12 protein-coding genes are annotated in these 24,379 nt (G+C 42.9%); 7 read left to right on the top strand and 5 right to left on the bottom strand.

From position 1 onward, the window contains the following. Window positions 1-16: 16 nt before the first annotated feature. The 4 genes from D9Y29_RS19105 (at window position 17) to D9Y29_RS19090 (ending at window position 14,553) form a co-directional block, all read left to right on the top strand. Window positions 17-9,946 carry a Tc toxin subunit A-related protein gene (locus tag D9Y29_RS19105; protein WP_127131205.1) on the top strand — a complete coding sequence of 3,310 codons (9,930 nt, stop codon included), beginning with the start codon at window positions 17-19 and terminating at the stop codon, window positions 9,944-9,946. 150 nt (window positions 9,947-10,096) lie between these two features. Further along, window positions 10,097-11,167 carry a DUF4932 domain-containing protein gene (locus D9Y29_RS19100; protein WP_127131204.1) on the top strand — a complete coding sequence of 357 codons (1,071 nt, stop codon included), beginning with the start codon at window positions 10,097-10,099 and terminating at the stop codon, window positions 11,165-11,167. Window positions 11,168-11,536: 369 nt separating this feature from the next. Then, window positions 11,537-12,637, top strand: coding sequence for a Fic family protein (locus D9Y29_RS19095; RefSeq protein WP_127131202.1), 1,101 nt, complete (start codon window positions 11,537-11,539; stop codon window positions 12,635-12,637). 830 nt (window positions 12,638-13,467) lie between these two features. Further along, window positions 13,468-14,553 carry a Fic family protein gene (locus D9Y29_RS19090; protein ID WP_127131200.1) on the top strand — a complete coding sequence of 362 codons (1,086 nt, stop codon included), beginning with the start codon at window positions 13,468-13,470 and terminating at the stop codon, window positions 14,551-14,553. A 511-nt stretch (window positions 14,554-15,064) separates the two neighbouring features. Here the strand turns inward: D9Y29_RS19090 and D9Y29_RS19085 are convergent. Further along, on the bottom strand, window positions 15,065-15,949 hold the full coding sequence (locus D9Y29_RS19085; RefSeq protein WP_127131198.1) for a hypothetical protein: 885 nt from the start codon (window positions 15,947-15,949) through the stop codon (window positions 15,065-15,067). Between the two features lie 359 nt (window positions 15,950-16,308). Here D9Y29_RS19085 and D9Y29_RS19080 point away from each other — a divergent pair, with 359 nt between their 5' ends. Both D9Y29_RS19080 and D9Y29_RS19075 read left to right on the top strand, forming a co-directional pair. Beyond that, window positions 16,309-16,950 (top strand): DUF6088 family protein, encoded by a 642-nt coding sequence (locus D9Y29_RS19080; RefSeq protein WP_127131196.1) that lies wholly within the window; start codon window positions 16,309-16,311, stop codon window positions 16,948-16,950. Further along, the gene (locus D9Y29_RS19075; RefSeq protein ID WP_127131194.1) at window positions 16,910-17,932 is read left to right on the top strand and encodes a nucleotidyl transferase AbiEii/AbiGii toxin family protein; all 1,023 of its coding nucleotides are present in this window, start codon (window positions 16,910-16,912) and stop codon (window positions 17,930-17,932) included. Before D9Y29_RS19080 ends, D9Y29_RS19075 begins: the two co-directional genes overlap by 41 nt. Window positions 17,933-18,070: 138 nt before the next feature. On the opposite strand, the gene D9Y29_RS26935 is transcribed toward D9Y29_RS19075, so the two are convergent. Next, complete coding sequence (locus tag D9Y29_RS26935; protein WP_277601133.1) at window positions 18,071-18,277, bottom strand: insulinase family protein; 207 nt, start codon at window positions 18,275-18,277, stop codon at window positions 18,071-18,073. Between the two features lie 52 nt (window positions 18,278-18,329). Here D9Y29_RS26935 and tnpC point away from each other — a divergent pair, with 52 nt between their 5' ends. Further along, window positions 18,330-19,058, top strand: coding sequence for an IS66 family transposase (gene tnpC / locus D9Y29_RS19065; protein ID WP_338143009.1), 729 nt, complete (start codon window positions 18,330-18,332; stop codon window positions 19,056-19,058). Between the two features lie 181 nt (window positions 19,059-19,239). Here the strand turns inward: tnpC and D9Y29_RS19060 are convergent, their stop codons facing one another. The 3 genes from D9Y29_RS19060 to D9Y29_RS19050 form a co-directional block, all read right to left on the bottom strand. Beyond that, complete coding sequence (locus tag D9Y29_RS19060; RefSeq protein ID WP_127131187.1) at window positions 19,240-19,986, bottom strand: HNH endonuclease; 747 nt, start codon at window positions 19,984-19,986, stop codon at window positions 19,240-19,242. Between the two features lie 90 nt (window positions 19,987-20,076). After that, window positions 20,077-22,149, bottom strand: coding sequence for an AAA family ATPase (locus D9Y29_RS19055; RefSeq protein WP_127131185.1), 2,073 nt, complete (start codon window positions 22,147-22,149; stop codon window positions 20,077-20,079). A gap of 160 nt (window positions 22,150-22,309) precedes the next feature. Then, the gene (locus D9Y29_RS19050; protein ID WP_127131183.1) at window positions 22,310-24,376 is read right to left on the bottom strand and encodes a hypothetical protein; all 2,067 of its coding nucleotides are present in this window, start codon (window positions 24,374-24,376) and stop codon (window positions 22,310-22,312) included. Between the last annotated feature and the right edge of the window lie 3 nt (window positions 24,377-24,379).

The following is a 24,379-nucleotide window of genomic DNA, read 5'->3' as shown; positions in this document are numbered from 1 at the left end:
ATTCAACTTACCTTCTATGATCATATTGAAAGGCGCCATCCTTGACGCACGCTCCGGAAAACCCGTTGCAGGAATGAAGATCAGCGCCTGGGAGAAAGACCTCCAGGCAAGCGATCAGATTGGTTTTGCAATCAGCGACCAGCGAGGAAGATTTACTATCCCGTTCGACCCAAAACAGTTTATGGACGAAACGCGTGATCAACCGGCCGTGTTCTTTCTCTTATATCAGGGTAATGAAGTGATCCACTCCACTGAAGAAAAACCGCTCACGCAGTGGAAAGAAACAGACAATATAATCATTCAGATAAATAGTGAAGAAGCAGATAAATCTCCCGATTATATTGCGCAGGGGAAGGTGATAGACAGCATAACCAAACAACCCGTGCCCGGCCTGAAAGTGGAAGCCTGGGACAGGGACGATAAAAAAAGCGATTTCCTGGGAGCAAGGGGTACTGACTTCAATGGTGTGTTTACCATCACCTATGATGCAGCTCGTTTCTCCAGTCCGAAAATTTCAGATTCGCCGGATATCTTTTTTCGCGTATTCACGGGAGAAACCTGCATTCACAGCACGGAAGACAAGCCCTTCAAAAATTCAGGGAAGTTGTATGATATAGTGATCGAACTGAAATCGAACCCCGATGATATTGCCCCGCTCCGCCCTGCACCAGTATTCGACGGGAAAGAGATCGGAACAATCAGTGAATTGGCAGGACTGTCGCTGGTGGAATTGCAGAAGAAGAACCCTGAACTATTCCAAAAACTTCAAAAAAAGGCGGAACAACAACTTCATAAAGACCTTGTAAATTACTTCAGCGAAAACTCTTTGGAGGCAAAAGTATTTATCCGCCAGCTGCAACTGGAACAGACCGGTTTAGTGCAAAATCAAACACCACAGGAAGCCATAACCGAACTGGCACAGAAAAGCCGCTTGTCGCCGCTTGTAAAACTGGAGATCGCAGAACATATGCAGAATTGGTCAGGCGTGTCCGGGCTCGACGCTATTTTCAATCCACAGTTGCCGCTCGAACAAAATGCACTTTTCGCAAAAGAACTGAGAAAGGCCGACCTGATCAAAGCAGCAACCATGAGCGGGCTTGCTGAAGCGCCGGTACAACAACTGATCAACAGGGACCTGGATACCGATCAAATGAGCCATGAATTACTGGATTCTCTGGTAAAGGAGAAAATATTGACAGGTAAAGATGCCGCTGCGCTGGGGCTTCATGTGAACATCATCCAGCTATCGGCGGGCAATACACGCTTACCCGAAGTGATCAAAAACTCTTTGAACGGAAAAGCTCTCCGTAACCTTGCTGCCTGGCGGCGCAGCGACTGGGAAAATCTTCTCGTCAAAAATCAAATCGAAATACCCAAAGAAACCACGGTAATAGAATATGCAGCCTTCCTGCGTAAACAGGTAGAAATGATCTACCCGGACCAATCTTTTATATCACTGCACCGGGCACTGGAAAAGGGACCGTTTTCCAAACAACTGCAACAGTTAACACCACTGCTCGGCGGGAACGCTCAGCTCTTCAATGCAATACCATTCGACGAATTACAGTTGACAGATATCCCTCCTGCCGAACAGGAAAAATTGCGTAAACCCTATGAAGATCTGAACAAGACGATCAATCGCTACCCCGGCCTGCATATCTCTACCGTACTGGCACAAAAAGATATTCCCGAAACTGAAAAGATAAATGAAGTACAAAGAAGGATCAACCTGCTGGAGAACTTTTACAGTCAAAACCAGGACGTCCCGTTACTCTCCCTCGATTATACACCAGACAGTGAAGACCTTCAACAGCTTTCATTTAAGAATATCTCTGAAAAAGACCAGGAGCTGGTACTTGCCAACCTACGCTCGGGACAGCGGATGTTTCATGTAACAATGGATACGGAAGACGCCCGTAACCTGATGGAGAACGGGTACCATGCAGCATACCAGGTATCCTCCGATAGTTATGCGAAGTTCAAAAACAATACCGGTATGGAAGAAGCAGTGGCACGCAGGTACTATGATGCTGCTGCTGAAATAACAAAAGGACTAACGGCCAATACAGGTACTATCCTTGACGTAATCTATGGCGGGCTGGATTGGCTGGGGCCTATTTACAAAGGCCCACAGGTAAAACCCTGGCTAAACCGGCTGGATGGTTTTGCATCACTTTTCGGTAATCAGAATTATTGTCAATGCGATGACTGCAAATCCATCATCAGCCCCGCAGCATATTTTGTTGACCTCATGGATTTCCTGCAAAAGAATGTGCTGGACGAACATTTTTCAGGAGCCAAAGCCAATCATATCCTCAATCCCAAAGTACGCCGCAGAGATCTCTGGAACGGTCTGCCGCTCACCTGCGAGAATACCAATAAACTGATCCCCTACCTGGTTATCATTTTGGAAATACTGGAAAATTATCTCGCTTCAAGACCCGGCAGTGGCTACTCCGGTTCCATGAACAACCGGCCAGGTATCGAGGCATTCGTGTACAAAAAATTGTATGACCTGCCTTCCATCAATAGTTTTTACCAGCCCTTCCTCATGCCTATGGAGGCACTGGATATATACCTGAACCATTTTCCTGTAAAGAGAGAGAACATAGCCCGCCTCGTATTGCAGTATGGAGATGATCCAACCCATATCATACCGCAGTCCCAACTGCGATTATCACTCAGGGAATATGAGCTGATCACTACACCTAATGCCACAGTGGCTTTCCTGAGTGATCTTTATGGCATGCCATTCCCGGCCTCCGGTATCATTAACCCCCGGGATGTACAACCATTCCTGCGAAGAATGGAATGTTCCCGGAAAGAATTCACGCAGCTTGTAAACACTCGTTTCGTATCACTGGATGGCGCTGAATCCGTGAACATCGTGGCAAGCACCAGCGCTGGCAGTGTACAGCCAGACAAAGAACAGGTACACGGTCTCACACTTGCCTTCCTCGACCGGCTGCACCGTTTCCTGCGGCTGAAACGCAATTTGGAATGGAGTATCGATGAGCTTGACCAGGTATTGTTCTACCTGCGCGAAGCAGGTATCATTACCGATGCCCAATCGATTCCCGTTCACCTGTTGAGCCAATGGTCTGCCTTACAGAAACAACTGAAACTTAAAATACCTGAACTGGTATCACTATTCACATTGATACCAGTCAACTGGAAAAGTTCTTTCTTTTCGCAACTTTTCAACCTGCCTGCATTTATCAGACAGGGTGAATGGGATCCAGCAACCCTCTCCCTCAACTTTCAACATCCTGCCTACCGGTCAGACCTACCCGATAATGCAGGAACAGCCATCCTGCACCGGCTGCTGGCAGGTCTAGGCATGAATGATGATGACCTTTACCTGTTGATCGAAAACCTGAAAACTTCCCTGGGTAGCGCAGCCGATGGCAGTTTTACACTTACCCATGCATCCCTCTCGCTGTTGTACAGACATGCAAGGCTGGCGAAGGCTTTGAAAATTTCCATAACACAGCTTTTCGCATTGATGAATATTCAATCCACCACGGTGATCAACTCGCCTGAAAAACTGTTTGCGATTGCAGAGCTCGTAAACTGGTGGAAAGAAACGAAATTCAAGGTGGAAGACCTGCTGTTCCTCACTGGTCTTCCTGTTCCGGAGACTTATATTATTCCCGATGGAAAAGAAGCTGCCGAAGGCATTATGGACCAGGTGATTGTTGAGCAGCACCTGATCTTTGCCGCTACGCTCTTCAGTTATTTTCCCGGCATCACTGAAGCGCAGTCAGCGGAGATCATAGCGGCCAATACTGCATTAATTGAACGGGCGAATATCCGGTCGTATCGGGTATCCCCCACCGTTACCGATCCTTCTACGGTTGCTATCATTATACCACCAGCGATAGCCGCTGCCTTATCGCCGTCCGGATTAACCCTGTTGGAAAACCATATCCGGGAAATGCTCAGCATTTACCTGCAGCCAGGCGCTGCCGATATTCCCGATCATGTATTCGTTGGCGTGGCAGGCTTGAACAGGGCTCAATCACAAAGTATACTGGATACCAATACTGCCATCTATCTTCCCACCGCATCGGCGGAATTGTACTGGCTTGCTCCTGCATATACTCCCGGCTCTGTTATCGTTATACCTGCCGGTATCCCATTAAGTGCAGACGACGCCAAAAAACATCTCCTGGCCTATTATGCCGGCGAGATAATTCCTGTAATGCTGGCAAGGCAATTCGGCATCACTTCAGAAAAATCGCGGGCGCTTGCTTCGCTGGCAGGCTTCGACTTAACGTCTCCTGCCACAAGTGATGCACTTGCACAACTTTTACATGGTACAGCAGATTCCCCTGTGCTGGTTCAACTGATGCAGTCATTACAAAAACTCTCCACCTGGCTCAAAGATGAAGCATTTACCGTGGAAGCATTGACGTTTATGCAACAGCAATCCGGTGGGGGTTCAGCTTTGTTCCATATTACAAATTACGGTGCTCCCACTCTTGCCAATATCAAACAAACCTTCCTCTTCCTGCAATTACTGAAAAAAGCGAAAGACAAAACAGCTGCTCTGTTCACTGTGCTCACTTCATTCGATTTCACTACCGCGATGCGTTTTGCCGATGACAGCCTCGATGAATTATCGCAGTTCCTGAAAGCAGAGCAGGGCATCATTACATCGCTGAACCAGGTATTACCGTTCCCCGTTTCCGATCCCGTTACCCTGGCGCCCGCCAACCGCGCATTGGAGGCGCTGAACAAACTGGCGCAATGCGTGTCTATGGTGCAATTCCTGGGCATTGGCGGTGAAGCGCTGCCATTGATGCTGGCCACAGACTACGATGGATTGAGCGCTGCCGTGGAGAGCATTGTAGCGGCCATTCGCACCAAGTATGAAACGGAAGAAGAATACCTTGAAAAAATAGAACCGTTTGAAGACAAGATCAGGGAGCAAAAAAGAGATGCATTGACGGACTATTTCATTCATGTACTGAACCCCGTAATGTTCAAATACCCCAACGATCTCTATCATTATTTCCTGATTGATACAGAGCTGATGGGTTGCGCACGCACATCTCGGGTGGTGGCCGGTTTGTCCAGCCTGCAACTGTACATCCAGCGATGCATCATGAACCTGGAACAAAGTGAAGATGGTAACCTGCATGTGCAGCCTACAGATATCCCCGTTCATGAATGGGAATGGCGGAAGAATTTCAGGGTATGGCAGGCCAATCGCAAAGTGTTCCTCTGGCCGGAAAATTATATCGAACCCGATCTGCGTGATGATAAAACAAGCCTGTTCAAAGACATTGAATCGGAATTGCTGACACAAGACATCAATGCACAAACAGTTCAGGACGCTTACGCCAAATACATGAAAGGTTTCAGCGAGATCGGAAACCTGAAAATTGCAGGCTCTTACCACGATAAAAACAGCAGTCGTGACGTATTGCATCTATTCGGCTGTACCAACAGCGACCCCGGAGAATATTATTATCGTACCGTTGAGAATATTTACGAGTCGCAGGAACCTGACACCAATAAAGGGATCGTATGGGGCAACTGGGAAAAGATCAATGTGCAGATCCCTGTACGCAAAGTATCGCCCATTATTTTCAGGAATAAATTGTACGTATTCTGGACAGAGATCTTTACGAAAGCGAGGAATGAAACGCTGGCAGGCAGCCAGGTATTTGCCGGGTATGAACATACGATGATTGTTAAATTCACATCATTGAACCTCGACGGAAGCTGGACGCCGCCTCAAACGCTTCAACTGGACCACTCGGTTTTTTCGAAAGGCCCCGGTCTTATCTGGGACCCACTGGTAAGCGCAACCGAAAGGTCCGGTTTTATGAGTGAGCTGGTATCCTCTACGCTATTTGGCCTGGTGATCCCACCCGGGCTGGATGCCGATGCTGCCGGGCTCATCTTTACAGATCATTTCATAAAAGGTCTCAAGAAAGCCGCCAAAGAAGGCGAAGGCGTTTTGGAAAGTACTTCCTATCCTGTAGAGTACGGGACTTCGGATTCCAAAGTTCTGATAGACATGACCCAACCTGCCGTAAGAAGACTGTTTCGCCCCAGGTACGAAATCAATTCGAACGATATTCAATTCATGCACGTGGAACCGCGCGACGCCTATACTTTAAAAGAAGAAAAATGGACACGTGTATTTCCTTCCCAACGTTCCGGCAGTACCCTCGCTCTCAACGGTAGAAGTTTTGATATGCTTGGCAAGGTAGACCTCTTTGCCAGGAAGGTTACCCAAACCAATTACTCACCCAGTTTCAGCGTACCAAGAACGCCCGCTTACAGACGATTGACATTTGCAAATAATGGAATCGAATTCGGTTACTTTGTGATGCATACCAGCGGCAAGCAATATACAGAAGCTACCTGGGCGAGGGATATGTATCCAATTGTGCTCGATCGTGGTAAACTACTCACCTATTCGCCCACCAGCAACATGGAACTTGAGATCGTAAATGGCGTACTTACAGATGGCATTCTTGATTACCAGGGGGATCTCCTTTATATCCACGCCAATCGCACCACTCGTTTGTTAGGCATCGATTTCTGGCCGTATGCCCTCAAACGTATCGGCACCAGGTTGAGTGAAAAACTGGAAAGACGTTTGTTTGAAGCCGGTATGGATGGACTCCTGGATATCTACTACCAGGAATGGTCAGTGAAAGAACCTTCCCTGCCTGTAACGGTAAATGGTTTTGCACTGCTGCCCGATGTTGAAAAGAATGTAGGCAAGATGGATACCACCGGATCAATGGGCGTTTATTTCAGGGAGATCTTTTTCCATATCCCCTACCTGATCGCTAACCACCTGAACAGCCAGGGGAAATATGCCGATGCCATGCGCTGGTACCATTATATTTTCAATCCAACTTCAGACAAACTGCCTTTCGATTATTACACCGAACCCGATCCGGTAAAAAAGAAAAAAAGAGAACTGGACCGCGTTTGGCAGTTCATCGAATTCCGCAATCATACAGTACAAACACTCAAAGAACAACTGAACGACAAAGCCGCCATCTATGCATACGAGAATGATCCTTTCAATCCGCATGCCATTGCAAGATTAAGATTGGGAGGATACATGAAGAACATTGTGATGAAGTATATCGATAACCTGTTGGATTGGGGCGATAGCCTTTTTGCGCAGGATACGATGGAATCCATCAATGAAGCCACCCTGCTGTATATTATGGCAGCCGAGCTATTGGGAAGAAGACCGGCAGAGCTGGGCGATTGTAATGACGAGCGGGATGCCGCCATGACCTTCGATGCCATCTATCATAAAATGAAATATGGACGCAGGGATGATGATTATGTGGCTGGCGTTGAAAGTATAGGCGCCGGAAGGTACCGTGCAACAAAAGCCCCGGAAGAAAACAGGTACCTGGTTCCCGGGTTGCTTGCATCCCGTACAAAAGCAGCAATGCATATTACCACAGGCAACTATTTTGCGAAAAGATATGCAGCAGAGTCTACCACAACCCTGGCGAATGACGAGCCTGATATCCGTGGCAGTGCAAACACCAACGTAAACGTTCGTGCAGGAAATGCAGCAGGTATCGTAAGCGATGACAGCATGACCTGGACCGGTAATGCAGCTGCTAAAAAAAGTAATTCCTTTTCAGCGCTCAACAAGGATGTTTATTTCATGGGTCCCCAATGGAAGCTTTTTGATATGTACAAATACTTTCCCCTGGCTTCTTTCGGCACCACCTTCCTGCAACAATCGCGCGTCTTCTGTATCCCACGTAATAAAGACCTGCTGGCCTATTGGGACCGTGTAGACGATCGCCTGTATAAGATCAGGCGCTGTATGAATTTCAGCGGCCTGAAAAGGCAGCTGGCCTTATTTGCTCCGGAAATAGATCCCCGTTTACTGGTGCGCGCCAGGGCGGAAGGACTTTCGATGGAAGACATTCTCAGCAATCTCAATGGCAACCTGCCTCCTTATCGCTTCAGCTACCTGATCATGAAGGCAAAGGAATACACCGGTATGTTGCAATCATTCGGCGCCGCACTGCTCACGGCAATGGAGAAAAAAGATGCCGAGGAACTGAACAGGATGCGCATTGTGCAACAGGAAAATATCATGAAGCTCTCCACCAAAATGCGCGACCAGGAAATTGAGGCTGCAGAACTTGGTATTGAAGCATTGGAAAGAAGAAAAGAAACCATCTTACAAAGAAAGGGGCATTACAACCTGCTGCTGGATGAAGGTCTCACGGGTTGGGAACAAGCGCAACAAGTGACCAAACATGTCGGCAACTTCTTGATGCCGTCAGTAGTTACACTCACAGCAATTTCAGGCGGCCTGGAAATGATCCCCAAGATCCTGGGTATGGCCAGCTCCACCGGAGGCGAAGAATCATCAAAGAGTGTGGAGAAATTTGGTACGGTGATGCGATTCATAGCAGATTCATTTGCGAAAGCATCCGACTCGATGGCGCTGGAAGCCAATTTCCAACGCCGTGAACAAGGATGGCAATTCCAACTGGACCAAACAAACAGCGAGCTGTCGGAAATAGAAAAACAAATCGATGGTGCACGTGTTCGTCTTGAAATTTCCAAAAAATCGAAAGAGTTGCACGACCTGTCTATTCAACAACTCGAAGAAACTTATGACTACTACGAAAACAAGTTCAGCAATTTCGGTTTGTATACATGGCTATCTACCTACCTGCAACGGCTCCATCGTGCCGCTTACCAGGACGCACTGGCTATGGCAAGGATGGCGGAGCGGGCTTATCGCTTTGAAAAGAACGACGATACCACACCGCTGCTGGATAGCAATTACTGGGATGCCACTCATGTTGGATTACTGGCAGGAGAACGTTTACAGTCAGACCTGCGGTCGATGGAACGCAAATACATGGAAACACATTATCGGACAATGGAGATCGACCAGGCTTTTTCACTGGCGCAAATCGATCCGGCTGCATTGCTGCAATTGAAATCCACCGGAGAGTGTGAGTTTACAATTCCCGAATTGTATTTCGATCTTTTTTATCCCGGTCAATACCGCCGCCGTATCAAATCAGCGCGCATTACCATTCCATCTGTGACGGGACCCTTTACCAATGTGAGCGCAACCCTTTCGTTGAAAGAAAGTTTCATCCGAAAAGATGCAATAACCGGCGATGAACAACTACTCACAGTGCCGCCTATGCGCTCAGTGACAATCGCCACCAGCACCGGCCAGAACGACTCGGGGGTATTCAGGCTCGATTTCAGGGATGAGCGATATATGCCCTTCGAAGGCGCAGGCGCAGTCAATAGTACCTGGGGATTGCTCTTACCAAAATCCTTCCGTCCCTTCGATTACAATACCATCAATGATATCATTCTGCATATCAGTTATACAGCAGAGTATGATGGAGCTTTCCGGGAAACGGTGGAAGGAGACAATGGCGCTATTCTTGGTGAAATTCACAATACCCTTTCCAATAATTCCCTGCCCAGACTGTTCAGCATCAGGCAGGAATTTTCAACCGCCTTCCACAGGTTGTTCCATCAGCAAACGGGTACAGTCATACCATTTGAACTGTCGGAAAAGCATTTCCCATTGTTCCTGCAGGGAAGAGAATTGACCATCACCGGCGCCAAACTGGTGTTGGTAATTGATGAAGACAAACTTGAAGATTCATCAGGCTCGCTGCCACCCATCGATCTGGACCTTACCATCACCGGCAATGGCGGTGGTTCGGCCAACATTACATCTTTCATGCTGGACCCGGATCTGCAGCAACCCACAGCCACTATTCCTTCATCCATTTTTGCAGCTTTTCAACCAGGAACAGCACCTGTGAATTTGACCATAACCATAAATGATGCCGGCGTGTTTGAACCGGATGAACTGGCTCCGGGACTGCCAGTATTGAACAACATAGCACTTAAAGATATCGCGTTGATGATAGAGTACCGGTTGGCGTAGCGTGAGGAAGAGATGGAGGGCGATTTCAAACAGCGGTGGTACCATTAAAATATTAATTAAACGAAATATGGCTGCATAAACATAAAATACCGACGAATACAGTTAATTTTTCAAAAGCTCAATACTTTTGGTGCTTAATCCAATGGCCATATGCCAAAACAATTTTACTTAACTGTAATTTTCTTATCCGCATTATTATCAACTGCGCGCAGCCAGGGCACACTGACCGTGCGCGTGGACCCGCGTTTTGAGGCCATCAGCATTTTTTATTTTCTCGCCACCGCAGATACCTTTGACCTGCCATACCGGCCCACCCCATCAATATATTATGGCGAAGTAAAACGCTACTTTGAAAAATTCAAATTCCACCCGTCGCTGGAATGGTACCGCAAACTGGATCGCTGGGATGGTTTCGATATTCCCTCGCTCGGCACCTATCTTTCACATTCAGTTCCTTACATGGTAACCGACAGCATCGAAAATGACTATGTCCGAAGCGCTCCGGCAGATACTTTCCTGTCGAGGATGAACGCCTTTGCGCTCGATACGCGCATCCACCGCTTTATCCGCCGGCACAGGCGCTTCTATGCATGGATCTCTCAATCGGTGGAAGACAGCCTGCGCCAAAGCCGTATACTCGAAACGGCACATAATTTTTTTGGCAGTGACGAGCTTCGCCAAACGGTGGTGATGATCGACCTGCTCAATAACCAGGGTAATAATGCCATTCCTTCAAACAACCCCAAATATCGCGGACAGTGCCATATCCGCCTGGCCTACCTCTCTGATACCTCAGAGCATCGCACCAACAGCAACCGGGTGGTCTTTCATCCCAGGCTGAACGTGGTACTCCATGAAATGACACATATCTATCTGCACGATTTTATTACTGATTGGAACCAAAGACTCTACCCCATCCGTTCCATGTTTCTCCAGACAGCAAAAGGCGACACACTGAAAGAAGACGAATGGCGCAATGAACTGGATGAACTACTGGTTCGGGTATGCGTGGCAGTGATGCTCGCTGAGCGTGAGGGAAGCGCCGCCGGCGAAAAAGAGATCAGGGCCCAGGCGCGGCATTACAAGTGGGCTCTGCCACTTTACGAGCTCATGAAGCAGTATACCAGTAGCCGAAACCAGTATACCAGGATTAAAGATTTTTACCCGGTGTTAGTGAAATTTTTTGAGCAGCGGGGACAGCAAAAACAAAAGACACAGTAGCAAGGGAGATTTGAAATACTTTTTTTGCCTATGGGCGTTTTTTTCTTTAGCCCCATTTGAGGCTCAATTTGAAGACGAGCGGGCCATTCTTAGATCTAATCCATCGAAGTAAGCAAGGAAAAAAGCCTTGAAACTCTTTTCTGTAAAGACTTTCAAGGCTTTGATTTCTTGTGGCCCTTGCCGGACAGTTCTCTAACCAATTGCTGGTCGATTTAGAGGCTTTTGCCAACTTGCCGGAATGACAACACGAAAGCTCAAGGTTACAAAATGCGGAGAATAAAGCCTCTATTCTCCGCATAAATTGCGGAATATATTTGACAATGCGGAGAAAAGATGCTATATTTAACGCAAAAATTGCGGAGAATAGCCATGTACATTCATCAATTAGCACAGTGGCCCCAGTTCATATGGGAAAAAGAAGCAATAACTCAACTACTTGCAGAGGTCCGCTATAAGCAAGGAAAACTTATGGGACGGATGGAGAGCTTAGGCTTTAATCTGCAAGCTGAAGCCACTTTGCAAACACTCACTTTAGACGTCCTGAAGTCAAGCGAAATCGAGGGGGAAATTTTAGATGAAAATCAGGTTCGCTCATCCATTGCTCGCCGTTTGGGGATTGATATGGCCGGATTGGTCCACGCCGACCGGAACGTTGAAGGAGTGGTTGAAATGATGTTGGATGCAACACAGCGTTATAGTGAACCATTAAGCTCCGACCGACTTTTTGGTTGGCATGCAGCCTTATTCCCCACTGGCAGAAGTGGAATGCACAAGATCGTTGTTGGTTCATGGCGTAATAATACAAAAGATGATCCTATGCAAGTTGTTTCCGGTCCGATGGGCCGCGAAAAAGTACATTTCCAGGCCCCAGATGCAGACAAGCTGGATCAGGAAATGATTCGTTTTATAAAATGGTTCAACACTACACATGATATAGATGACGTACTTAAAGCAGCTATAGCTCACCTTTGGTTTGTTACAATACACCCTTTTGATGACGGCAATGGACGGATCGCACGTGCGATAACTGACATGCAACTCTCACGCGCGGATCAAAGCGTGCAACGATTTTACAGTATGTCGGCACAAATCAGAGTTGAACGCAACGGATATTACAGTGTACTCGAAAAAACTCAGAAAGACGATTTAGATATTACGGAGTGGCTAACATGGTTTCTGAATTGCCTTGACCACGCACTGAGCGCAACAGACAAAACATTAGAAAAAGTAATACAAAAAGCAAGGTTCTGGGAAAATCCAAAAACTCATACCGTGAATGACAGGCAAAAGAAATTATTGAATATGCTTCTTGATGGCTTTCAAGGTAAGCTTTCATCTTCGAAATGGGCAACAATTGCCAAATGTTCACAGGATACAGCGATCAGGGATATTCAAGACTTGATCGACCGTGGAATATTAATAAAGGCGGATGCAGGCGGGCGTAGCACAAGTTATTTACTACATCTATAACAGCCATCAGTAAACGAAATAGCTCCATATAATAGTGTTGCTTTTAAAACTTGTGGCTTTAAGCAGGCGAGTATCCCGCGATCTCCTAGATGTGAAATATCTCTTACAGAATGAGGGATTCTCGGAACAGTTCAAGGAAGGCTTTTAATTCTGTTGTGCAGTGATCTACCAACTAATGGAGCCATAACCCTTAATTTTCAAGATCAGCGATCGGCCTTACCAACTAGTTTTCTGGTATGACGGCTGAGGAATTCAATTATCAGGAATATGAAGATACAAGGGTGAAACTCGTGAACACCATTCATAAAAATCTAACGAAGAAGAACAAGTTATTTCTAATGAGCGTAAAGAATGTAACACCTGATTGGAGAATTTATGATTTCGAACGGTTCCTGGCATTGTCCTGGAAATTGCAAAACCTCCAAAAGCTCAAAGAAAAGAATCCAATAAACACCGCGAACAATATGAAATGCTTCAGAGCAAACTTGAAGCAAGCACTAACTAAAAAAGCCCTGAGTTGTTTCAGGGCTTTTAACTGTGTGGAGGCAAGGTGCGGAAAGTCGAACCTTGACTTTTTCAACCTGCTATTGTTTAAAGGTTAAAATTTATGGCTCAATTTATCATCCAGGTCCGGCTCGAATTCAACCTACCCATGGTGAAAATTGCCAGCTTATTTCGATCGTACTCTTTTCGTCTATTCTCGTCTCAATTCGTCTCATTTATTAATTATAACCCAAGTTTGTCAAGTTTTGGGTTTTATCACACCTTATATAACCCATAATTGATTATTTTTGGGTTGCGTTTTGTTTTCGTAACCCAAAATTGACCTAATGAAACTTTTGCCGCTTCCTATCGAATTGGATGTGGAAACTAAGGCTGTTTTAAAAAAGACAGCCTTAGCGCACAAAGCCCTGGCTGAATTAAAAGGTGTGATCAGCAGTATTCCGAATGAAAATATTTTGATCGAGACACTTACTTTACGAGAAGCAAGGGATAGTTCTGCCATCGAAAATATCATTAGCACATTTGATGAAGTATATCAAAGTAACCTTTTTGCAAACCAGTTTGCCAGTCCTGCTGCAAAGGAGGTGCATATGTATGCACATGCATTGCGAAAAGGATTTGGACTAGTAAAAAGCGGAGGTTTGTTGACTAACAATCACATACTCCAAATACAAGAGGCTGTAGAGTTAAATAATGCAGGTTTTCGAAAGCTACCAGGAACAAAACTATTAAATGATACAACGGGGAAAATTGTATATACTCCCCCCCAAGACTATCAGACAATAGTTTCCTTAATGCAAAATTTAGAAGTATTCATTAATGACGATACTATAATGGATGTTGATCCCCTAATAAAGATGGCAATCATTCATCATCAGTTTGAAAGCATACACCCTTTTTACGATGGAAATGGTAGAACCGGAAGAATAATCAATATCCTTTTCTTAGTTCAAAAAGAATTACTACATCTGCCTATTTTGTATCTGAGTAGATATATCATACGGCATAAGAGCGAATATTACAGGCTACTGCAAGAAGTGAGGGAAAAGAACAATTGGGAAGAATGGATAATTTTTATGTTGGAAAGTATAGAGCAAACTGCGAACGAATCAGTAATTCTTGTTTCTGAATTAAAAATATTAATGCAGGACTACAAGCAACATATCCGGAATAAGTTTCCCAAGATGTATAGCCAGGATCTGATCAACAACTTATTCAAATACCCGTATACAAAAATTGAATTTATTCAACATGATTTGCAAGTAAGCAGGAATACGGCGATAAGGTATTTGGAAGCGCTGATTAAAGAGGGGTTATTGATCAAGTACAAATTCGGGAAAGAGAATTTTTATTTAAACGAGAGATTTTTTTCTCTTTTAAAAGGAAATGGAAATAGTGGATCTGAGATTTAGTACTTTCAAGAAACCTTGGTAAAAAAATAAAAGCCAAACTCAACAGAGTTCGTCTTTTTTTGATTTGTGGAGCTGGCGGGAACCCAATTGAATCAATTTTACCAATTTTAGTCGCTTTAGACGCAATAGGTCTACCATAAAGTATCGGTCCGACCAACACATATGCGTGGATAACAATATGTGTTGGTCACCTCAACTTCTATCTTATGTAGCCAAGCGTTATTCTTACATGGTAAAATTAAGCAGCGCTACAAGTTTATTTTAACTGCTCTTGGGAAGTACTAAAAATCTTTCGGCAAGTAACCGCAGCTGATTATCCTCTTTTTAAAATCATCCTGAATAATGGCAAATCTATGCCATTACGTCAGTCGTGAGTGATCTTATTCTCATGAATGGGAGACGCTGCTTCGCAAACCCTTAAATTTCAAAAAGGGCGTGACGAACTCTTTAAACTGAAGCACTTTGAGATGATCTATTTTCCATTGATAAAGCTTACTTGAGAATGTCATTGCTAATGAGAGCCTAAACTTGACGGATAGAATATTTTCCATGTTTTGTCATAGCGGCGATCTTCTATTTGATAATCCAAGTAAAAGTCGAGTGCGTCCTTTGCTGGCATCCATGGCTTGAGTACGGCATCGGGAAATCCTGCTCTTTGGAGATAGAAGCCGATAGCCTGCTCATAAGGGTAAATTAGCCGCTGATCGACCAGCGTCTGGTGCAATGAATCCGGCGTTACCGATTCGGATGCGCCTTCAAATGCCTTCATAACTTCTTTCGGACCTCCTATGTAACCTGGTCGTATAACAATATCGATGAGTGCTCGTTCTACTGTGGTGGCACTTATTCGCTCTCCATTCTTGTGTAGTAGCACTACTTGTTTTTCTGTTATGGGTCTCCCATGTATAAAGTGTATAAACCCTCCATTGCACTGTAGCACCTCATGGTTGGATCGAGCTGCTTTGGCAAAGGCCTTATCAATGGCGGATTGATTCAGTTCCATTTTCCGTTCCTGCAAATCTTCTGCTGTGGGCAGCCTGGATTTGGCTATTGTAATATAAGTTTCGCCGGCGCGCTCGGCAATAATGTTCTGTAGAGACAAGGCACTAGCATGAGAAAGTATGCCTTCCTGGTATAGTTGGCAACCTATAGTGAGGTTGGTCGCTCCCGTCTTTGCAAAAATTGCCTTTCTTGCAGATGCCTTATATAGTATACCTGATTCAATCAGGTAATCCATCATGAATTTTTCGTTGAGGTGCGGGTGCACATTCCACTTACTTTTCCCGAAATGAAAAATTTTGGTCAATTCCTTACCAGTGTAGACTCCAGTATGCGATTCATTAAAATACTTGTGAATTAAATCCAAGGGATCGGGACCTTTTTCCTTATTTTTCATGTAGCATTTTGCCCTAGTGACAGTATTAGGAGTGCCCTTACATTAGGTATACCTAATGTAAGGTAGGGAAAAATCTTGACATTGTTTTTTCATCTCCTGATAAATTGCTGGCATGTTCCCCTTCTCATACATTAGCATTTTCTCGGCAAAACTCAAATTTCCACTATATCAAAATTCATTTTTGTATCTAATTGATATATAATTATTTACTATTTTTTTCTAATTTATAATATTCATATCAATGCTTCATTTTTGAAACCTAGACGATCGTTTAAGTTGCAAATTAGACAAACATTTTGAAACCTAGACAATCGTTTAAGTTGCAATTTTATTTAAATTTGGGCTAAAATGGCTACTTCATGGCATCCTTAAAAGAAACGGTGTTTAGTAAGATCCGGAAAAGAGGAAAAGGATACATCTTCTTCACCCATACCTTCCGGGATTTGGGAGACAATGAAGGGGTTAAACTTGCATTACATCGCCTGGTGAAAGAAAAAGAGATTCTGCGGTTGGCGAAAGGGATATACTATTACCCTAAAAGGGATCCGGAACTGGGAATCCTATTGCCTTCTCTGGAAGATGTTGCCCGAGAAATTGCAAAAAGGGATAATATTATCATACGGCCGACCGGATCTAAATCCATGAATCAACTGGGGCTGTCTCAACAGGTACCTATCAACGTTGTATACCTGACAAATGGGCCATCCCGCAAAATAGCCATTGGGAAAAACAACATACACTTCAAACACGTAAATAACCGCCAGCTGGCAGTCGGCGATGGAACGATTGGAAATATTATATTTGCGCTGCGCGAAATTGGAAAAGACCAGCTAACTGCAGAGTTGATCGAAGATATACATGGTCTCCTTTCCCACATAGAGCCCACAGAGATAGCCTCAGCAGCGAAGCAGGGACCACCTTGGATTGCTGATTTTTTGATTGGTTACTTAAAACAACGCCATGCAAAAATGGTTAAACCTGCCCCCGGAGAGGAAAATTGAAATTATTAATCAGGTCAACGCCCAAACGGGCTTTTCAGTAGAAGCCATAGAAAAGGACTGGTGGGTAACGCTTGCCCTCAAAGCAGTATTTGCCACCCAATGGTCTGAAAATCTTGTTTTCAAAGGAGGCACGTCATTGAGTAAAGGCTGGCGGCTGATTACCAGATTTTCTGAAGACATAGATCTTGCCATGGACCGTAGCGTATTGGGGTTTAATGACCCGACTCCTAACCCCAGTCAAGTAGAAAAACTCCGCCAAGCAAGTGCGGAGTTCATGGGAGGTCCTTTTCGTGAAGCATTGGAAGCTGCCATCCGCGCCATGGAAATCAGCCCTGACGCTTTAGCCGTAGTGGCAACGGAAATCAAGCAAGCAAACGAGGACCCGCGTCAAATCGAGCTGCAATACACCTCCCTTTTTAATGTCGAACAGCAGAAAGCACCAGGCTATGTTAGACCAAAAGTAATTGTAGAGATTGGCGCCCGGTCGCTGAAAGAGCCCTTTGCACCTCGCCCCATCACCTCCCTTATAACGGAACATTTCCCAACGGCCACTTTCTCTGTCAAGGAATTCGAGGTACCGACGGTAGAACCGCAGCGCACGATTCTGGAGAAACTGTTTTTACTCTATGAGGAAAACACCAAACCCCTGAAAAAACGAAAAACGCTACGTTATTCCAGGCATTTGTCAGACGTCCATGCTACCAAGGATTATGAACCTTTATTGGAAGCGATGGCAAGCCCCGATTTGTTCAACACCATAAGGATGCATCGAAAGACCTTCAACAAGGTTTCAGGTGTACAATATGATACTTTACAATTTAATCAACTCGATTTTTTACCTGCTGATGAGTCCCTGACTGATTGGGAACATGATTATGCTCAAATGCAAGAAAGCATGATTGGTTCTAATCCTCCCTCCTTTGCTACCATGATGGAAGGCCTCAGACTATTTCACCAACAAGTAAAGACGGCAAAATTTTAGTTTCCAATATAAATCCTCCGCCCTATTAAGCGGTCACAAACGGGTAATAATTAGATGGAGGACACTGCTAGTGTCCTCCATCTAATTATCAATAACCGAAAATTTCAGTAAGTGTTAGTTTTCGAGATGAGGCTGCATTCAGGAATTCTGCCCACGGAATTTTGACGGAGCTCCAAGTATACAATGTGTATAAGATTTCCCAGCAATATAAGCGATCAGCAAATCAGGGTCAAAATCTCCTGCCATGATCAAACCCATGTTGGAAGGAACATAGTAAGCATTATAAAATTTCCGGATGGCCGTAAGTGAAGGATTTTTCAAATGAGCTGTCGTTCCCAGGATCATTTGTAATCCATAATTATGATCCGGAGGTTTACAGATTTGTAGCATTACGGGATTGTCGACCGAATGTTGCCCCTATCAGGACAGCCTCAACAAACTGGTCTTGTTCGATTACCGGGAAGGCCGTGGCAGAGAAGGGCCGAAAGAGATCCTCAAAGATTTTAAGGGCTACCTGCAGACCGACGGGTATGCAGCGTATGAAGATTTTGCTGTGGCAGAAGGCATCACCCTGTTACATTGCATGGCCCATGCCCGCCGTAAATTCCATGAACCACTAGACAATAATGAACAGCGCGCCAACTACGCACTGGAGGAGATCCAGAAACTTTATATTATTGAACGAATCTGCAAAGAGAATCAACTGACCTTTGCAGAACTCAAAGAAGTGCGCCAGCAAAAATCAGTTCCGATCCTACGGAATCTGGGCTTATGGCTACAGCAACAATATCTGCAGGTATTACCGAAAAGTGAGATCGGGAAAGCCATTGGCTATAGCCTGCAACGCTGGGAAAGGCTATCGATATACGCAACCGATGGCAGGTTAAACATAGACAATAACGCGGTGGAGAACAGTATCCGACCAGTGGCACCCGGCAGAAAGAATTATTTATTTGCCGGCAGCCATGAAGCTGCCAAACGTAGCGGCATGCTCTATTCTTTACTCGGTACTTGTAAAATGCATGGCATTGAACCTTACACCTGGCTCAAAGAAGTGCTGCATAAAATCGCTGACCATCCGGTCAATAAAGTTCATGAACTTCTCCCGCACTTATACGCAAAATAATCTTCCAGACAAAGGTGTACTTAACCGTGGGCATACGTCAAATCTAGAATGTCTAAAATCAATTATTTTCATTGGCACATACTGGCGCCCCCCGCTAATTAGTGGAATATCTTCGATATAATTTGTGGCTCCTAGCAAGAACCTATACCTATTTAACGAATTTGAATAACTATATAGAATTTTACAAAGTACGGATAAATTCAGGGCAATGTGCCATAGCTTCATATAAAGCCGCTTCCCAAAAGTTTACACCGAAATCAATACGGGAATTCACGGCAAGATCGTTTAAATAATGAGCAGGATTGAGTACTCCCGACCGAAGAGAAATTTGAATACTACGTGTTTGAGTTGAAAATTGACTATTCGACCTACCCTGGTATCTTTTGCGTAGATTTAGAGCTCTAAAATGGTTCTCAACAATGGTAAAATCAGAAACATTCATTCCGACTGGTCGTTGTAGATAGAAATCTATTAAAGGAACTGCAGAACCAACCTGATACTGAAGAGAAGCATATAAAAATCGGTTATGTAAAAATAGATCATTATAATAGTGAATGAAATTTCTATTATTCCCTGTTCTCCAATTAACGCGCTTTAAAGTGTTGCAATCAAAACAACAGGGGATCATATTCTTTACTAAAATAGAATATTCCGGAAACTCTTCTTTTCCTATGTAATGATCAATAGTTTCAGGCTCACCTAACATGCAATATGGGCAATAGCCTTTTAAAACGTTGGGTTGGGAATTATAAATTTTCTCAATAATTGCTTTAAAAGACTTTGTTTTATTAAAATAGCAGCCATTTAAAGCCCTTCTCTGTTCTTCTTCGGCAAGACCTATTAAAGAGTCGCCCCTTCCCTGAAGCACAGGAAAATCTGTCAAATAATCTTCGTATCCATTAATCACTCGATCTGCTATCGCTTTCAATATAGTGCGATCTCGTGTTTGCTTTTCATTAGAGATTGTGTAAAAAACGACCCTCTCGTTTAAATTCAAGTAATGACAATTAACCATCACTTATGAAATTAGGGTTTGAATATAGAGCTGAGCATTAAGACTTAGCTTGTTGTCAAAAAGCAGATTAATGTCACTTAGAGACATCTTTCTTTGAACTAAGCGTTCAAGTTCATATTTATACAATTCTTTCTCCTTTTCTGTACCAAAAATGGAGTTGCTTATTTGGGAGAGGTTTTCACCAAAGCATTCAATAGCTGGAGAATAGATCACTGGTATATTTGAGCGCCTATCAAAAACCTTTATGAACATACTAGGGACTTCCTGCACTATGACTGGTGAATGGGTCGCAAGAATTCCAAAAGACAAACTTTTATCCAATATCGACTTTAATGCCCTTATCATACGCCCCGCAATATTAGGATGCAGGTGGGTTTCAGGTTCATCAAAAATTATTAGAGAATTATCCTCAATAATTGAGATTAATCTAGTCATTAACTGGAACACTATTTTTTGGCCAGAGCTAAAGATTGAATAGGTTTTCCTAATAAACTCTTCCTTACTTCTAATATCAAGCAAATCCTCTAAGTTGAAATCCAAATATCCTTCCTCCATGCAGGATTTAATGGCATTTAGCCACATAGCCTTTTTCCTCTTGGATTGAGAAAGTACTTTAAAAGAATTCCAAATCAAATCCCCTATTTCATTCTCTGAAAGAGCATTACTACGACCTGCAATTCCAATAAATTCATAATTTCTATACGCTTTTTCGGGAGGGCTAAAATGATCAAAATAACTAAATGTTACTGCTATGATCTTTGAAAAAACAGGCCGTTCAGGCAAAAACTCTCCTTCAGCTGTTTCATCATACAACTTTTTGGCAAGTTGATTAATAATTTGAGTTTTACCTGTTCCATTTTTACCAACAATACAAACAAATCGGTTCGGTAGATTTGAATTCATATTGAAGTTAATGGAGACTTTATGGGGAGTTTCGGCCCCCTTTAACTGATGTGAAAACGTAAATTCATATTCCTGTCTAATAGACCTTCCGCTTAAAACATACTTTGCTTGAAATAATGCAAGTTCTGCTTCGCTGGTACGTAACAATGATACAGAAAACCCAGGATGTGTTTCAAATGCTTCACGTATCTCCCCATGAAAGGCGCAATCATTTAATTTAGTTAACACTTTCTCATAGAAGGCCGGTAGTTCAGATTTTAAAGCTCGGTAATAACCAAGGCCATCCCCAAGTGAGCATATTGTTTCGGGCAAAGATTCAAACGTCTTGGGCAAATGAACTTTATTGGTTCCTACTTGAAGAAACTTAACAAACCCAATTTTTATCCCGTCTTTCGGTGCCCTATAAAAAGTAACTTTATAGCTACCTTGAAATTCGCCATCTCGAATATTCTGAAAAGAAAAAATAAAACAGGGGTAATCCAGTTGGGTGAACTGCTCCCTCTCGTTCAGTCTTCGGTAAAATTTCACATTCAATAAATCTTCATTCCTATTCTCCCATAAGTTAATCGCCTTTTCCTTTATATCCTTATTACGTACCTGCACAATCCCCTGCTGCAATTCATATTGAAAAATCTCTGTCTCTTTTAATATGTACCACTCAGCATCCGCATAAAAGACTTGTTCCTCAAAAGGAATTTTATGCTCGCTACACATTTCCTCAAGTTCCGAAGAAGTAGAAATGGGAGTTGGATTAACCTTCAGTTTTGCAATGGCATATACAGTAAACCCTTCAGTTATTAATACTAAATCCCCTTCTTCAAATGGCCGACTAATATGTCCAATAACAATTTGGCGTGCTTTGATGGCTTCATAAAAATTTGGTTCTCCCTTCCCCCAATTACAACCCAGTTTCCATATTTTGGCTTTAGGTATTATTTCAAAACCTAAATTGCGTAAAGGAGCATTCACCTGCTCTCCGCCATGAATCACACCAATATCTTCTCCGGTGGCAATTTTATAACTATAACGAATAATCTCTTTGGGAGGATAATATTTCCCGTATATCACAACCTCATAACCTGTAGACCACTTCAACGGAATATTCTCTCGTTCTATTAAGTCAACTGCGGAAAGTACGTGTTCACGAGCAATTTTACTTGGATCAAAAGCCATGAAGGATACATTATATTGTGCTTAAAAAATAAAGTACGACTCGGCGAAAAAATGTATAGTGAGAGATTGAGCGTTTGAACTTCCGTTTTATAGAAATATAAAGAAAGTAGCATTTACTACCCATTCGGCGCTTCCAACTCATTCTATGAAAACAAACAAACTAAAGCTCCCAAATTGATAATTTCCCTTTGGGAATAATATTTATAGTTAAATCCTCTCCGCTTTTCAGATCATACAATAAGTCATCTAAGTATTTAACCTCATTTCCTTCGCCTGTCATTTTCTTATCGTTACTTATTGCCAAGATAATTTGTCGATCTTTTAATTTACTTGATTTAAGTACCAATTCTCTCATGCTGGCAAAATTCATAGCATGTTGCCCAGGTTCATCCATTATCAAGAATCCAGGATGTTTCCTTGAAATTTTTATCAATGTCAAATAAAAAGCCCATAAGCTTCTAATAAAGTCACTCGCAGATGACGAAAGACGAATTGATTGAATATCACCATTATAATTAATGACGGGCAAATATTTCCCCGTAGGTTCATTTGACATGATAACATGATTGAGTTTATGACTCGAATACTTGAAAGCATTTAAATAGCTCTTAAATCTCGTAGCATAGGCAATAATGCTCTTTCCATCATTCTCATCTTCGCCCATAGATTTTATTTCTCCCTTAATGGCTGCAATCGAATCCGACAGCTGAACAAGTTGAATTTTTAGATTCTCAAAAGATTGAATCAGGTTATCAATTTTTACAAGTTCAAATTCAATACTTAGCTGTTCAGTAATAACAGTCCTTGATGGTAATCGGTTGTCATCAACCAACTCCATTTTAACCTGCTGCAGAATGAGTGAATTAAATGAAAGCTGCTCTAACAGTATTTCCTCTACTGAATTAAAAGATTCCAGCAAAACGTAACTTTTCTCAATGTACTCTTCGAGGAGTGCCTTTTCAGTTTTATAATATTGAATGGATTGATCTGTCTCTACTCGCTCAACATTAGAAAAGTTAAAGTCATCAGAGATCTGGAGCTTTGAATCACAAACTGGGCAATGATCAAAATTCTTTGCCGCCAACTGTAGTAGCCCTTCTGTTTTACGCAACCCACTTAACTGCTCAATTTGAGAATTATAGTTTTTAATTAACCGCTTATAGTTTTCAATTTTCTCATTCTCTGAATATCTTCTGGTTATCAGTTGTTGATGCTGATAATTTACCTCCTGTATATTATTCAATAACTGATTTTGTTTCATCAAAACAGGCTCCTTATTTGCCACACTTTGAGATTCATCAATTATTCTTAATAATTCCTCATGCCTGCTCAGTAACTTACCTCGTATTTGAGAAATTGGCACCCCACCTTTACCCTCTTTCTTTTGAACCAGATTAAGTTTGTTTATCTGTTTAGCATTTAGTACTCTTGGATACAATTCACTCAAACCAGCAACATAGTACTGATTTCTTGCTACATTTAGATTAAATACCTCAATTAAGTTAAACCACTTCTTTTCCTCTTGCTTTTCCCTTTCCTTTAGAAGCTCAATACGGAATTGACCTACTAGGTCTTTCAGTCCAAGTAAAAACTCTAATATTTTCGTTTTAGGGTTCTTGGTTTGAAAAAAAGGTAATTGTGCAAAAAAATCGGACCATCCTTTAGTTTGTTCAATAAAGCAAGCAGCAAATATTTGTTGTAAATACAATACTTTAATCTTCCTTTTGTCTTCATCTTCATAAACTGGCAGATCAATACTTACAAACTTTGCAAGCCAACTATAAAATCCTAATTCAGTGTCAGAATCGCCTTTAGAATGGATAAAATAAATTTTCTCATCCTCATCATCATTCTCTTGAACATAAATAACGTCTCTAATCGGGCCTAAACTATTTACAATTACTCTTCTTATTTTTTTCGTTTGTCCCAATTTGTTTTCAACTTCAAGGATAGCTTCAGATTCCAAAATATACAGCTCTCGGTGCCCTAGTCGAAATACTTTTGTAAGACTTTGATCTAAAATATCCTTTTTATTTCCTCCCAACAATTGCTCCATTCCTAAGCAATAGTAGATACTAGACAACACAGTGGACTTGCCACTAGTATTACTACCACTCAATATATTCAACCCTTTCTTAAATGAAAAGTCGAAACCGTATTTTCTTGAGCTATCAATTCCCTCTCCTGTTGTTTTTATATTGACTTTAATTCTTTTTATTGTGATCATGAC

This window comes from Pseudoflavitalea rhizosphaerae (genome assembly GCF_003991355.1).
Classification (GTDB): domain Bacteria; phylum Bacteroidota; class Bacteroidia; order Chitinophagales; family Chitinophagaceae; genus Pseudobacter; species Pseudobacter rhizosphaerae.
Note: the sequence above shows the minus strand (reverse complement) of the source record. Positions and strands in the feature narration are given on the sequence as shown.